Below are 12,259 nucleotides of genomic sequence, written 5' to 3' on the forward strand. Positions count from 1 at the left end.
ACCCGATGTCCGGACCCGGGGTCAGCCCTTCATCGTGCCCGTATCCAGCCAGCGCTGGTGCCACGACAGTGCTTCGGGCAACAGGTGTGGGGTGTGCTTGCCGTAGCTTTCGCGGCTGGCACGGTCGAAGTAATCCTGCAGCTGCGGGCGGAAATCCGGGTGCGCGCAGTTGTCGATCAGCACCTGCGCGCGCTTGCGCGGGGTCAGGCCACGCAGGTCGGCCAGGCCCTGTTCGGTGACGATCACCGACACGTCGTGCTCGGTGTGGTCGACATGGCTGGCCATCGGCACGATCGCCGAGATGGTGCCGTTCTTGGCAGTGGACGGGCTCAGGAACGCCGACAGGAAACCGTTGCGGGCGAAGTCACCCGAACCGCCAATGCCGTTCATGATCCGCGTGCCCATCACGTGCGTCGAGTTGACGTTGCCGTAGATGTCCACCTCGATCATGCCGTTCATGCCGATGCAGCCCAGGCGGCGCACCAGTTCCGGATGGTTGGAGATCTCCTGCGTGCGCATGATGATGCGCTCGCGGTAGAAATCGATGTTCTCCTTGAACGTCTCGTTGGCCTGCGGGCTCAGCGCGAAGCCGGTACACGAGGCGTAGCTCAGCACGCCATCGCGCAGCAGGTCGAGCATGCCGTCCTGGATCACTTCGGTGAACGCGGCCAGGTCGCGGAAACCGCTCCTGGCCAGGCCGGCCAGCACGGCGTTGGGGATGTTGCCCACGCCCGACTGCAGCGGCAGCAGGTTCGGCGGCAGGCGGCCCTTCTTCACCTCGTGCTTGAGGAACTCGATCAGGTGCGAGGCGATCTGTTCGCTGGTCGCATCGATCGGACTGAACGGGCTGTTGCGGTCCGGGCCGTTGGTGCGCACCACGGCCACGATCTTGTCCGGGTCGCAGCGCAGCGCGGTGTCGCCGATGCGGTCGTTGGCGTTCACCAGCGGAATCGGCTTGCGGTGCGGTGGCAGCGCGGTGCCGTAGTAAATGTCGTGCATGCCGTCGACGCCGGCCGGCTGCCATTCGTTGACCTCGACGATCACCTTCTTGGCCAGGTCCAGCCAGGTCTTGTTGTTGCCGACCGAGGTGGAGGGCACCAGCGAGCCATCTTCGCGGATGGCCGAGACTTCGATCACGGCGGTATCGATCTCGCCGTAGAAGCCGAACCACACGTGCTGGGCGACGTGGCTGAGGTGGATGTCGATGTAATCCAGCTTGCCCTCGTTGATGCGGTTGCGCGCATCCGGATCGCTCTGGAACGGCATGCGCATGGCGATGCCATCGGCCTTGGCCAGCGCGCCATCGAGTTCCGGCGCGGTGGAGGCGCCGGTCATCAGCTTGATCTGGAAGGGCTGGCCCTGGGCGTGCACCGCTTCGATGCGGCGGGCCAGTTCCACGGGAACGGCCTTGGGATACCCGGAGCCGGTAAAGCCGCTCATGGCCACGGTTTCACCGGGCTGGATCAGCGCGGCTGCGGCCTCGGCGGAGACCACGCGGTCACGAAGACGCGCGTTGGCGATGCGATCAACAGACATGACGACAGTGTTTCTGGGGGGAAAGCCGATTATCGGCCATCCTTATCCGTACGGGGGGTTCTACCTTCGTGGAATGGCTTTTCCCCACCGGGGTCACCCATACCCACCGGTTTTGTTTTGCAGTGCAGCGTGCAAAGTGCTTTCGCAGCCCGCACGATGGCCCTGCATCCCGACGTGGGGGAGGGAGCAGAGCCCGCTGGCAGTTCGCTGCAAGCGGGCTTTTTTATTGCCTGCCGCCCAGAATGAATGCGCGGCACCCCTTCAGGGTCGGATCCTTTTGCCAAGGGCAAAAGGCTCTGACCCCACCCGCGGCATCAAGCGGCGGCATCTCGGGGGCAGAGCCCTTCGCCGTTGGCAAAGGGATCCGACCCCGCGAGAATCAGCGCATGACCCTCGCCACCGCTGACCTGCCCGCCACCCTGCAGCCCCTTGTCGACCGCGCCCTGGCGCGCCTGGCCCAGGTCCTGCCCGAGCCTGTTCCTGCCGAGCTGCTGCCGCTGCTGACCCGGCTGGCGGTGGCCAGCGACTTCGCGCTGGACACCCTGGTGCGGCAACCGGCGCTGCTGGCGCAGCTGGCCGCGCCCGGCTGCCCGCCGATCCCGGCGCCGGTGCTCGATCCGCTGCAACCCAGCGACTGGTCGGCACAGCTGCGGCGCTGGCGCACCGCGATGTCCACGCGGCTGATCTGGCGTGACCTGGCCGGGCTGGACGACGTGGCGCAGACCCTGGCTGGCGCCACCACCCTGGCCGAGGATTGCCTGCGGCTGGCGCTGGACGCCCTGCAGCAGGAATTCGCACAGCGGCACGGCGTGGTTCGTGATGGCGCAGGCGTCCCCCAACAGCTGGTGGTATTCGGCCTGGGCAAGCTCGGCGGTGGCGAGCTCAACTTCAGTTCCGATATCGACCTGGTCTATGCGTACCCGCAGGGCGGCGAATCCGACGGTCCGCGCGCGCTGGCCGCCGAGGAGTATTTCGCCCGCCTCGGCCAGCGCCTGGCCAAGCTGCTGGACGAAACCACGGTCGATGGCTTCAGCCACCGCGTCGACCTGCGCCTGCGCCCGTTCGGCAGCGCCGGTCGCGTCGCGCTGTCGTTCGCGGCGATGGATCAGTACTTCCAGCGCGAAGGCCGCGACTGGGAGCGCTATGCGTGGCTGAAGGCGCGCGCGGTGGCCGGCGATATCGACGCCGGCGAAGCGTGGTTGCAGACCCTGCGCCCGTTCGTATACCGCCGCTACCTGGATTTCACCGCGCTCGACGGCCTGCGTGAGATGAAGGCGGCGATCACCGCCGAAGTCGCGCGCCGCGAGCTGCACGAAGACATCAAGCGCGGCGCCGGTGGCATCCGCGAAATCGAGTTCCTGTGCCAGGCGCTGCAGCTGATCCGCGGTGGCCGCGAGCCCGCGCTGCGCGAGCGCCGCCTGCTGGTGGCACTGGACGCGCTGGTGGCCGCCGGACAGATTGCGCCCGACGATGGCGCTGCGCTGCGCGAGGCCTACCTGTTCCTGCGCCGGTTGGAGAACCGCCTGCAGATGCTGCGCGACGCGCAGACCCACGTGCTGCCCAGCGACGCGCTGGACCGCGCGCGCATTGCCATCGGCCTCGGCTACCCGGATTGGGAGGTACTGCGCGCGGCACTGGCCGAACAGCAGCAGCGGGTCAGCACCGAATTCGCCGCGCTGCTGGCCCCGCGCAAGGGCCAGGCCGCGCCCGACGCGCTGGCCAACTACTGGCGCAGCCTGCCCGAGGGCAGCAACGCGCCGTTGCTGGCCGAAGCCGGTTTCCTCGATGCCAATGGCGCCGATCAGTCGCTGCGCGATTTTGCCCAGAGCACCGGCGTGAAGTCATTGTCCGATGCGGCGCGTGCGCGGCTGGATCGCGTACTGCCCGCGTTGCTGCATGCGGCCACGCGTTCGCCGCAGCCCGATGCCGCGCTCAAGCGCGTGCTCGGCCTGCTGCAGGCGGTCCTGCGCCGGACCAGCTATCTCGCGCTGTTGGATGAACAACCGAGCGCGTTGGCGCGTCTGGTCGATGTGCTGGCGCGCAGCGCGCTGCTGGCTGAGCGGCTGGTCGCGTATCCGCTGCTGCTGGATGAACTGCTGGATGTGCGCGTGTCCGGGCCGATGCCCGATGCGGCCGGCATGCTGGCCGAGTGCCAGCAGGTGCTGGCGGTGGAAGATCCCGAATCGGCACTGCGCTGGCTCAACGAGACGCGGCTGGCGCTCAGTTTCCGCATGGCGATGGCCACGCTGGACGGCCGCCAGGGCGCGGTGGACAGCACGCGGCAACTGGCCGAACTGGCGCAGGCGGTGGTGGTCACCGTGCTGGCGATGGCCGAGGCGGACATGCGCGCCGCGCACGGAGGGATTCCCGGTGGACGTTTCGCGATCATCGGCTACGGCAGCCTCGGCGGGCTTGAACTGGGCTTCGGTTCCGACCTGGACCTGGTATTCCTGCACGACAACCCGGCCGGCGTGGAGGCCAGCGACGGCGCGCGTCCGCTGGAGCCGGGGCGCTGGTATGCGCGGCTGGCGCAGAAGGTGATGGCGCTGCTCGGTGCGGTCACCGCCGCCGGCCGCCTGTACGACATCGATGTGCGCCTGCGCCCGGATGGTGGCAAGGGTTCGCTGGTGTCTTCGCTGGCCAGTTACACCGAATACCAGCGCGAACGTGCGTGGACCTGGGAACACCAGGCGCTGGTGCGCGCGCGTGGCGTGGCCGGCGATGCCAGCCTGCTGGCCGATTTCGAGCAGGTGCGTGCACAGACGCTGGGGCGTGAGCGCGACATGGGTGTGCTGTATGCCGACGTGCTGAAGATGCGTGGGCGCATGCGCACCGAACTGGACCGCAGCGACGCCGCACGGCTGGACCTGAAGCAAGGTGCTGGCGGCGTGGTGGACCTGGAATTCCTGCTGCAGACCGGCGTGCTTGCGCGCAGTGCGCGGCACGTGGCGTTGCTGCAGCCGCGCGATACGCCGTCGTTGATCAATGCGTTGGCTGGTGTTGGTTTCCTGCCCGATGCCACTGCGCAGGCGCTGCATGGCGCGCACGCCACGCTGTTGGACGTGGGCCTGGCCTGCACGCTGGACCGCCGCCCGCGGCTGGCCCCGACCACGCCGGCGATTGAAGAGGCGTGTGCAGCGATTACGGCGGCGTGCAGAGCGGCAGAGCTGCCGTTCGCCTGAGTGCCGGATGGCGGAGGACTGCAGTTGGTAGATGCCAACCTTGGTTGGCATGAATGCCAAGCGCCAACCAAGGTTGGCGACTACCGGATCAATGGCCCTTCGGTGGCCCGCTCCTGGTAGGTGCCGACCGTTGGTCGGCACAATCTGTCGGCACCCACCGGATCAATGGCCCTTCGATGGCACGCCGTTGGTAGATGCCAACCTTGGTTGGCATGAATGCAAAGCGCCAACCAAGGTTGGCGACTACCGGATCAATGGCCCTGCGATGGCCCGCTCCTGGTAGGTGCCGACCGTTGGTCGGCACAATCTGTCGGCAGCGATGAGTTCTGCAGGGCGTGTCGACCACCGGTCGGCACCCACCGGATCAATGGCGGTCAGCTGGTGGCGCGCAACGGCGCCATCTTCCACAACAACGCGCGGAACGGGGCCAGCAGGCAGACACCGATCGCCAGCTTCACTGCCAGGTCGCCGGCGGCCCAGCTCACCCATGGCAAGGTGGAACCGGCAAACGCGATCGACCAGAAAAGGGTGGTATCTACCGTCGCGCTGCAGGTGGTGGCCACCATCGGTGCGCGCCACCAGCTGCCGCGGCGCAGGCGGTCGAACACGGTGATGTCCAGCAGCTGGGCCACGATGAACGCCGAGCACGAGGCAATGGCGATGCGCGGGGTGGCCACCCAGATCGACAGCAGCACCGCCACCGCGAAACCGATCCACGCCACGCGGCGCGCCGGGCCCGGGCCGAAGCGGCGGTTGATCAGGTTGCTGACCAGGAACGCGACCGGATAGCTGAAGGCGCCCCAGGTCAGCCAGTCGTTGATCGGGTACTGCACCAGCACGTTGGACAGCAGCACCACTGCACCCATGGCCAGTACCGCCAGCACCAGGGCGCGCGGGGTCAGCGGGGCAAACAGAGGGGCAGGACGCACGGACATGGCGAGCCAGGGGGACAAAGGGGATCGCCCATTATCCGCCCGGCCTGCGGCAAAGCCAGAACCGGTCGTTCAGCTTTACAGCGCTTCACTCATCACATCACCGGCGGCATAGGCCGTCGGCACATAGGCCAGGGTCTGGCCCTGCGCGCTCTTCACGTTCCAGCCGGCACCGGCCTCGGTGGGGTCGAAATGCACCCGTTGCCCGACCACGAAGGCTGCAGTCGGGTTCTCGCCCGGCGGCTGCACCGGCCAGCGCAGGGTGGCGGTGTGGTCGGCCTTGTCCGGTACCTGCAACTGCACCTGGCGTTCGCCCGTGGGCGTGGTCTCCACCTTCTTCACTTCCATTGGCGGCAGCGGCACCGCCTTGGTGCGGGTCGCCCTGGCATTGCGTTCGCTGGCCTTGAAGGGCGCCTTGGACAGTTCGGACAGGCCCATCGAGGCCGCCATCGGCAGCGACAGCACCACGAACGAGGTCACGATCACGCTGGCCTCGCTGCTGTTCAACTGCGGCGCGGCGCCGGCATGGACGGTGGGCACCAGCAGCGCTGAGAGCAGCAATGCAGTGGTGGGAACGCGCAGGCAACGGAACATGGAGACCTCCTGGTCAGCGTGGGGCGGCGGCTCAGCGCCGGGTATCGAAGATGTCGCGCGGGCCGGTAGCCTCGGGCAGGTATTCCAGCGCACGGCCCTGGTTGTCCTTCAACTGCCAGCCCTGGTCATTGCCCGTCGGCTCGAAGTTCACGGTCTGGCCCACGGTGAACTGCACGGCCGGGTCGCCAACGCCGCGCGGGTACTGCATCGACGCGGTGTTCTGCGGATCGTTGGCATCGCGCAGCAGCACTTCGCGGCGGCCGTCGACGGTAGTGGCAATCGCGCTCACCTCCATCTGCGGCAGCTTGATCTGCTGCGGGCGGGCCAGCGGCTGGCCGGCATCGGCGGCATCCTGGGCTTCCTTCGCCGCGGCGGCGCGGGCCGAGGCCACCATCTGCGTGGACATTTCCAGGCTCGGTCCCTGCGGGCCCGGGTCATGGATGATCACGATGCGGCGTTCGGCATGGGCGGCCGATGACCAGGCCAGCGCGGTGACGATCAGCATCGATACCAGGGAGTTGTGCAGCAGACGCATGTCGTTCTCCTTGCGGGATTCAGGGCGAGGCGGCGGTGGCACCGGCCACCGGCACATGGGCGATCACCAGTTCCTGCTGCAGCTGGCTGCGCTGGTGCAGGAAGTCGAACACCGATTCCACCGTCACCACCGAATAGTTGCCGGAGATGCGTTCGCCGGCCGGATGGTCGGTGGTGGTGGCGTTGGCCACGAACAGGCGCGCACCCACGCGCTTGCCGAGGCCGATGTGCAGCACGCTGGGCTGGTACTTCTGCTGGCGCAGCCACTGCTGTGCCTGTTCGCGCTTGACGATGGCCGGCGCGCCTTCGGCCTGCGCCATCGCCGCCGCCAGCACCTCCAGCACCCACTGGTTGGAGTTCTGATAGTCGGTGGCGAACGGGTAGGCGACCACGTTGTACTTGGTTTCGTGCAGCGCCTTGGGCTGGATCGAGGGCGACACCAGCATCGCGCGCAGTGCGGCACGCAAGGGGGCCGACGGCACGCCGATGCGCAGGTCGGTATGGCCGCCGCTCTCGCCGACGAAGTTGCCGAGGCCCTCGTGGTACAGCTGCGAGCTGTCGGTCTTGCAGCGGTTGAGCAGGTGCATCGCGCGCCAGCGGCCGTCGTCCTCGCGCAGCAGGAAGGCCAGGTGGCTGTGGCGCAGGCCATAGCGGCTCAGGTCCTGGCCACCGCGCGCGGCCACCACCACGTCCACATCGGGCAGCGCGTCCAGGCGTTCGGCGGTGGTCCAGGCCACGTCCAGCATCGCCGCCTGCGACGCCACGCTGGGGGAGCGCTCGCGGCATTCGGTGCTGTTGGCCCAGGACGGTGCGGTCGCCAGCAGGCTGGCGATCAGCAGCGCGGCGCGGGGCAGGCGGGAAAAACGATCCATGTCGGTACCTTCAACGGCGGGCAGGCCCGCGCGCCGATCATACGCTGCTCAGCGCAGCGGGCGATCCACGCCCTTGCGCTTGAGCTCCTTGTCGCAGGCGTCACTGATGGGAGCCACCGGCAGTGGCGGGCGCTGGCCCTTCGGATCGCGCAGCGCCGGTTGTTCGCGGTACGCGTCCAGCTGCTGCTGGCATTGATACGAGATCGGATCCAGCTCGGTGGGCGCGGTGGAACACGCGGCGAGCAGGGCCAGGGGCAGCAGGAGCAGGGTACGCATGAAGAAGTTCAGTCCAACGGGGGGCCTTGGACTGTAACCGTGGTGCCGGATCGAAATGTTCAGAAAACGCTGCGCACCCGGCATTACCGCGATGCCAGGCGCCCAGGATTGCCGGCCAGCGGCCGGCACTACCCCAGTGCCAGGCGCTGTTTCACTTCCGCCGCCACCCGCGCGGTTTCGCGCAGCGGCTCGATGCGGTCGTACTGCCAGTCCAGCCAGTGCGCCTGCAACCGCCCACGTTCGCGCAGCTGCTGCTGGAAGCGCGCCAGGCGGCCCTGCGCTGTGTCGGCCAGCGCCACCATCACCGGCATGCGCGTGGCGCACGCCTCCGAGAGCAGGTTCACCGAATCGGGCGAGACCACCACGCGGTTGGCCCAGCCGAGCAGGCCGCCATAGGGATTGGTGCCGTCGCCACCATCGCCCCAGATCACGTGCGGCAGGTCGGCGAACTCCGCGCGCAGGATCTCGGCCAAGGCCGGCGGCGTGCGTCGCGAGGTGGTCGCCAGCAGGCTGCCGCCTTCGCTGCGGATCTGCTCGGCCAGCGCCTGGAATACACCGACCATCGCCGTCTCATCCCACGGCGCCAGTGGCGTCGGCCCACCGACCAGCAGTGCGGTGCGCGGGCCGGGCAGGGTGCTGAAGCCGGCGAACGCAGCGCGGCCCCAGGCCAGCCAGTCATCGTCCACCGGGTTGAGGCTGCCGAGCAGGGTCAGCACGTTGCTGCCGCGCAGGGCGTCGTGTTCGGGCACCACCACCACGTCCCAGTGGCGCGCGCCAATGCGCGGGTCGAGGATCTGCACCACCTGGGTGCCGCGTGCGCGCAGCACGCGCAGGGCGCCAGCGGCCTGGCGGCCACAGCCGATCGCCAGCGCCGGGGCGTCGGCAGCCAGCGTCGCGAAGGCCTCGCCGTAGCCGTTCACATCGCCGGGCAGGCGCCGCGGCGACAGCCAGCGCCAGGGCGCGCGCGGTTGCAGCAGCAGCGGTCGGTGGGTGCCCTGGCGCAATGCCGAGGCCAGCGCGACCGCCTGGCGGACATTGCCCGCGCGGCCGTCAGTGACCGTCCAGGGCGCGCTCGATCGTTTCACCATTGGCATTAATTCGTTTCAGTCCTGCTGGGTGTTGCAACAGTCGCGACACTCTACACTGCGGCTCGTCGATTCGCCCCGCGCCGCCCGCGGGCACTGACTTCCTTTCGCCGCCCTGGAGATCCACCGATGTCCCACGCGCTCGACGCCGCCGCCCTCGACCAGCTGTTCCGTACGGCCCGCACCCAGAACGCCTTCCTCGACAAGCCGGTCCCCGAGAGCCTGCTGAAGGAACTGTACGACCTGGTGAAGTGGGGTCCCACCGCGGCCAACACCACGCCGGCCCGCTTCGTCTTCGTCACCTCGAAGGAAGCCAAGGACAAGCTGGCCCCGGCGCTGTCCGAAGGCAACCTGGCCAAGACCATGGCCGCGCCGGTCACCGTCATCATCGGTTTCGACCTGGACTTCCACGAGAAGCTGCCGTACCTGTTCCCGCATACCGATGCCAAGGCCTGGTTCGACGGCCCGCAGGAAGGCCGCCACGAAGCCGCCATCCGCAACGGCAGCCTGCAGGGCGCCTACCTGATCCTGGCCGCGCGCGCGCTGGGCCTGGATGCCGGCCCGATGTCCGGCTTCGACCCGGGCAAGGTCGACGAAGCCTTCTTCGCCGGCACCTCCATCAAGTCGAATTTCCTGGTCAACCTGGGTTACGGTGATCCGGCGGGCCTGTTCCCGCGCCTGCCGCGCCTGTCGTTCGACGAAGCGGCGCGCATCGCGTAAGTCGCTGTATCGGTTTCGGGCCCGCCGTCGTGCGGCGGGCTCTTGCTGCACCGTGTACCCACCCTACGATCCGGAGAGTTCCTCAGATGAGCGCCACCCGTAAACTGCTGCTGCCGCTGGCCCTGACCCTGGCCATCGCCGCCTGCTCCAAGCCGGCCGACACCGCTGCCCCGGCCGCCGATGCCGCCGCCCCGGCCACCACCGAGCAGGCCGCCACCCCGGCCGCCGATGCCGCCGCTGCTGCGCCGGCTGCCGAAGCGATCAAGATCGCCTCGGGCACCTACAAGCTGGACCCGAGCCACACCGACGTGCTGGCGCAGTGGAGCCACTTCGGCTTCTCCAACCCGAGCGCGCACTTCGGCAACGTCGAAGGCACCCTGGTGTACAACGCCGAAGATGTGACCAAGTCCACCGTGGAAGTGAAGCTGCCGCTGAGTGGCCTGAACAGCTTCACCGCCAAGTTCGACGAGCACCTGAAGAGCGCCGACTTCTTCGACGCCGCCAAGTTCGCCGATGCCACCTTCAAGAGCACCAAGGTGGAAGCGGCCGGCACCAACAAGCTGACCGTCACCGGCGACCTGACCATCAAGGGCATCACCAAGCCGGTCACCCTGGACGTCACCGTCAACGGCGGCGGCGAGCACCCGATGGCCAAGGTTCCGGCCGCCGGCTTCGATGCCACCACCACCCTGAAGCGCAGCGATTTCGGCGTCGGCGCGTATGCTCCGAATGTCAGCGATGAAGTGAAGATCCGCATCACCACCGAAGCCACCGGCGAAAAGCCGGCCGCTTGATGCACCCCGCTCACTCGTCGTGAGAAGGCAGAAGGCCCGCTGAAAAGCGGGCCTTCTTTTTGGGTGCGGGGGAACGCGCGTTGGTAGATGCCAACCTTGGTTGGCACATGGGCACTCCGCAGGCCAACCAAGGTTGGCCACTACCGGGTACGCGCCCTCAGCGCAACGCGCCCAACCATGCCACGCATGCTTCGCTCGGGCTCTGCTTGGCCTTCACCGCCAGCCCGCTCACCCGCACGAACGTCTGCGCGGCCTGCGCCACCACCTGGCGCGCGATCAGCGCCGCCTGCTTGGTCGCGGCCTGTTGCTTGCGCAGCTGCACGATGTGCACCGACGGCCGGCCCACCGGCGCGTACTTCTGGTCGCGGCGCAGCACGTCGGCCACCTGGGCCACTTCGAATTCGGCCTGCAGGTAGCGGTGCTGTGCCGCCACCAGCTCGCGCAGCGGCGCGCGCAGTACGGCGGTGTCGGCGAACGCGGCCAGCGCCGCATCGCAGGCGGCGTCATCGGCAAAGCGGGTACGCAGCGCATCCACGCTGGCCAGGGTCAGTTTGGCCATGTGGGCCTCGTTGCTGCAGGAAAGGAGCGCGATTGTCGCATTGCCTGGCGGCTGATGCGTTGAACCGGGTGTCGGAATCCGTGTAGAGCCGAGCCCACGCTCGGCTCATCGCGCGCAGCGCGAGGGTTTTCCGATGGCGGAGCGGAGAGCAGCCGAGCGTGGGCTCGGCTCTACAATGGCTGTTGTATCACCCACGGAAGGAAGACCCATGCAGGACGCGCAGTACTGGTTGAACGAATTCTGGTCGGGCCTGAGCGTGCTCGATCTGCTGGGCGGCAGTGTGCTCGGTACGCTGCTTGGCCTGGTGCTGGGCATCCTCGGCTGGCGCTGGCTGCACCGCCGGGGTTGGTTGCAGCGGCGCAAGCGCTGGCATCACTGGCTGCTGGCCAGCTACGTGGTGCTGCTGCCGCTGGCCACGGCCTTCTTCGGGCTGCAGCTGGGCTTCACCGCCGGTGCGCACCGCGCGCTGTTCAAGCAGCTCGATCATTTCCAGCCGCACCTTCAGACCCTGGTGGAAGGCTGGAGCGAAGGCTTCACCGACTCGCTGGACGACCCGCGCATGCGCGAGGCATTGCGCAGCCAGGGCACGGTGGGCGATGTGGCCGACACCATTGCCTCGGCCTACCTCAGCGAACATCCGTTGCCCGGCCTTGATCGTCTTGGCAATGGCCCGTTGGCACGCGGCACCGGCTGGGTGATCGGCAAGGTGCGCGAAGGCCTGCTGCGCGGCATGGTGGAAGACACGCTGGTGGACAAGGCCGGCACGGTCGGGCTGGAACCCAAGGTGGTGCGTGAGGCGCTGACCATGCATGTGGATGAGCTGCTGCACACCCGTGGCGTGCTGCGGCTGGTGAAGGCGCAGATCAACGGCATGATGCCCGGCGTGTACTTCGGGCTGCTGCTGCCGCTGCTGGTCATCGCGCTGCTGGTGGCGCTGGAGATCTGGGCCGCGCAGCGGTTCGGGTGGACGGGGCAGGTGGCCAAGCCGCCGGTCGCGGTCCCTCCTGTAGAGCCGAGCCCATGCTCGGCTCATCGCGCGTAGCGCGATGGGTCCATCGGTGGCCGAGCGGAGAGCAGCCGAGCGTGGGCTCGGCTCTACACAGTCAAGGGCGTGCGGACCAACGGTCCGCACCCACCAGGCAGGTTCTGGTGCATGGGGTCAGATCCCTTTTCCA

Annotated in this window: 12 protein-coding genes; 4 read left to right on the plus strand and 8 right to left on the minus strand. The window is 68.3% G+C overall.

Translation table 11 applies throughout. The features are described 5' to 3' along the window. Positions 1-21: 21 nt before the first annotated feature. Entirely contained in the window at positions 22-1,536 is a 1,515-nt protein-coding gene (locus VG561_RS19090; RefSeq protein WP_032960979.1) for an acetyl-CoA hydrolase/transferase family protein, read from the minus strand. A gap of 386 nt (positions 1,537-1,922) precedes the next feature. On the opposite strand from VG561_RS19090, the gene glnE reads away from it, so the two are divergent. Beyond that, on the plus strand, positions 1,923-4,718 hold the full coding sequence (gene glnE / locus VG561_RS19095) for a bifunctional [glutamate--ammonia ligase]-adenylyl-L-tyrosine phosphorylase/[glutamate--ammonia-ligase] adenylyltransferase (RefSeq protein ID WP_423179887.1): 2,796 nt from the start codon (positions 1,923-1,925) through the stop codon (positions 4,716-4,718). A gap of 374 nt (positions 4,719-5,092) precedes the next feature. Here glnE and VG561_RS19100 read toward each other — a convergent pair whose 3' ends face one another. The 6 genes from VG561_RS19100 to VG561_RS19125 form a co-directional block, all read right to left on the minus strand. Beyond that, positions 5,093-5,653 (minus strand): queuosine precursor transporter, encoded by a 561-nt coding sequence (locus VG561_RS19100; protein WP_014645727.1) that lies wholly within the window; start codon positions 5,651-5,653, stop codon positions 5,093-5,095. Between the two features lie 75 nt (positions 5,654-5,728). Continuing rightward, positions 5,729-6,244 (minus strand): hypothetical protein, encoded by a 516-nt coding sequence (locus VG561_RS19105; RefSeq protein ID WP_014645728.1) that lies wholly within the window; start codon positions 6,242-6,244, stop codon positions 5,729-5,731. Between the two features lie 31 nt (positions 6,245-6,275). Beyond that, positions 6,276-6,779 (minus strand): hypothetical protein, encoded by a 504-nt coding sequence (locus tag VG561_RS19110; protein WP_014645729.1) that lies wholly within the window; start codon positions 6,777-6,779, stop codon positions 6,276-6,278. Between the two features lie 19 nt (positions 6,780-6,798). Further along, complete coding sequence (locus VG561_RS19115) at positions 6,799-7,650, minus strand: DUF2145 domain-containing protein (protein ID WP_423179888.1); 852 nt, start codon at positions 7,648-7,650, stop codon at positions 6,799-6,801. 48 nt (positions 7,651-7,698) lie between these two features. Continuing rightward, positions 7,699-7,926 (minus strand): hypothetical protein, encoded by a 228-nt coding sequence (locus VG561_RS19120; RefSeq protein ID WP_014645731.1) that lies wholly within the window; start codon positions 7,924-7,926, stop codon positions 7,699-7,701. 128 nt (positions 7,927-8,054) lie between these two features. Next, positions 8,055-9,014, minus strand: a complete 960-nt coding sequence (locus tag VG561_RS19125) for a mitochondrial fission ELM1 family protein (protein ID WP_423179889.1) — start codon at positions 9,012-9,014, stop codon at positions 8,055-8,057. Between the two features lie 126 nt (positions 9,015-9,140). Here VG561_RS19125 and VG561_RS19130 point away from each other — a divergent pair, with 126 nt between their 5' ends. Further along, positions 9,141-9,731 (plus strand): malonic semialdehyde reductase, encoded by a 591-nt coding sequence (locus VG561_RS19130; RefSeq protein WP_075076857.1) that lies wholly within the window; start codon positions 9,141-9,143, stop codon positions 9,729-9,731. Between the two features lie 86 nt (positions 9,732-9,817). Beyond that, positions 9,818-10,525: a YceI family protein gene (locus VG561_RS19135; RefSeq protein ID WP_005415047.1), complete on the plus strand. Its 708-nt coding sequence runs from the start codon at positions 9,818-9,820 to the stop codon at positions 10,523-10,525. 157 nt (positions 10,526-10,682) lie between these two features. Here the strand turns inward: VG561_RS19135 and VG561_RS19140 are convergent, their stop codons facing one another. Further along, positions 10,683-11,084 carry a hypothetical protein gene (locus VG561_RS19140; protein WP_046428265.1) on the minus strand — a complete coding sequence of 134 codons (402 nt, stop codon included), beginning with the start codon at positions 11,082-11,084 and terminating at the stop codon, positions 10,683-10,685. Between the two features lie 208 nt (positions 11,085-11,292). On the opposite strand from VG561_RS19140, the gene VG561_RS19145 reads away from it, so the two are divergent. After that, on the plus strand, positions 11,293-12,126 hold the full coding sequence (locus tag VG561_RS19145) for a hypothetical protein (protein ID WP_197575396.1): 834 nt from the start codon (positions 11,293-11,295) through the stop codon (positions 12,124-12,126). Positions 12,127-12,259: the final 133 nt, after the last annotated feature.

The sequence above is a fragment of the Stenotrophomonas sp. CASM110 genome (genome assembly GCF_049384345.1).
Classification (GTDB): Bacteria; Pseudomonadota; Gammaproteobacteria; order Xanthomonadales; family Xanthomonadaceae; genus Stenotrophomonas; species Stenotrophomonas muris.

Bases quoted from the DNA above. Each gene is read 5' to 3' on its own strand.
- VG561_RS19090 (WP_032960979.1), bottom strand. From the start codon at position 1,536: ATGTCTGTTGATCGCATCGCCAACGCGCGTCTTCGTGACCGCGTGGTC.
- glnE (WP_423179887.1), top strand. From the start codon at position 1,923: ATGACCCTCGCCACCGCTGACCTGCCCGCCACCCTGCAGCCCCTTGTC.
- VG561_RS19100 (WP_014645727.1), bottom strand. From the start codon at position 5,653: ATGTCCGTGCGTCCTGCCCCTCTGTTTGCCCCGCTGACCCCGCGCGCC.
- VG561_RS19105 (WP_014645728.1), bottom strand. From the start codon at position 6,244: ATGTTCCGTTGCCTGCGCGTTCCCACCACTGCATTGCTGCTCTCAGCG.
- VG561_RS19110 (WP_014645729.1), bottom strand. From the start codon at position 6,779: ATGCGTCTGCTGCACAACTCCCTGGTATCGATGCTGATCGTCACCGCG.
- VG561_RS19115 (WP_423179888.1), bottom strand. From the start codon at position 7,650: ATGGATCGTTTTTCCCGCCTGCCCCGCGCCGCGCTGCTGATCGCCAGC.
- VG561_RS19120 (WP_014645731.1), bottom strand. From the start codon at position 7,926: ATGCGTACCCTGCTCCTGCTGCCCCTGGCCCTGCTCGCCGCGTGTTCC.
- VG561_RS19125 (WP_423179889.1), bottom strand. From the start codon at position 9,014: ATGGTGAAACGATCGAGCGCGCCCTGGACGGTCACTGACGGCCGCGCG.
- VG561_RS19130 (WP_075076857.1), top strand. From the start codon at position 9,141: ATGTCCCACGCGCTCGACGCCGCCGCCCTCGACCAGCTGTTCCGTACG.
- VG561_RS19135 (WP_005415047.1), top strand. From the start codon at position 9,818: ATGAGCGCCACCCGTAAACTGCTGCTGCCGCTGGCCCTGACCCTGGCC.
- VG561_RS19140 (WP_046428265.1), bottom strand. From the start codon at position 11,084: ATGGCCAAACTGACCCTGGCCAGCGTGGATGCGCTGCGTACCCGCTTT.
- VG561_RS19145 (WP_197575396.1), top strand. From the start codon at position 11,293: ATGCAGGACGCGCAGTACTGGTTGAACGAATTCTGGTCGGGCCTGAGC.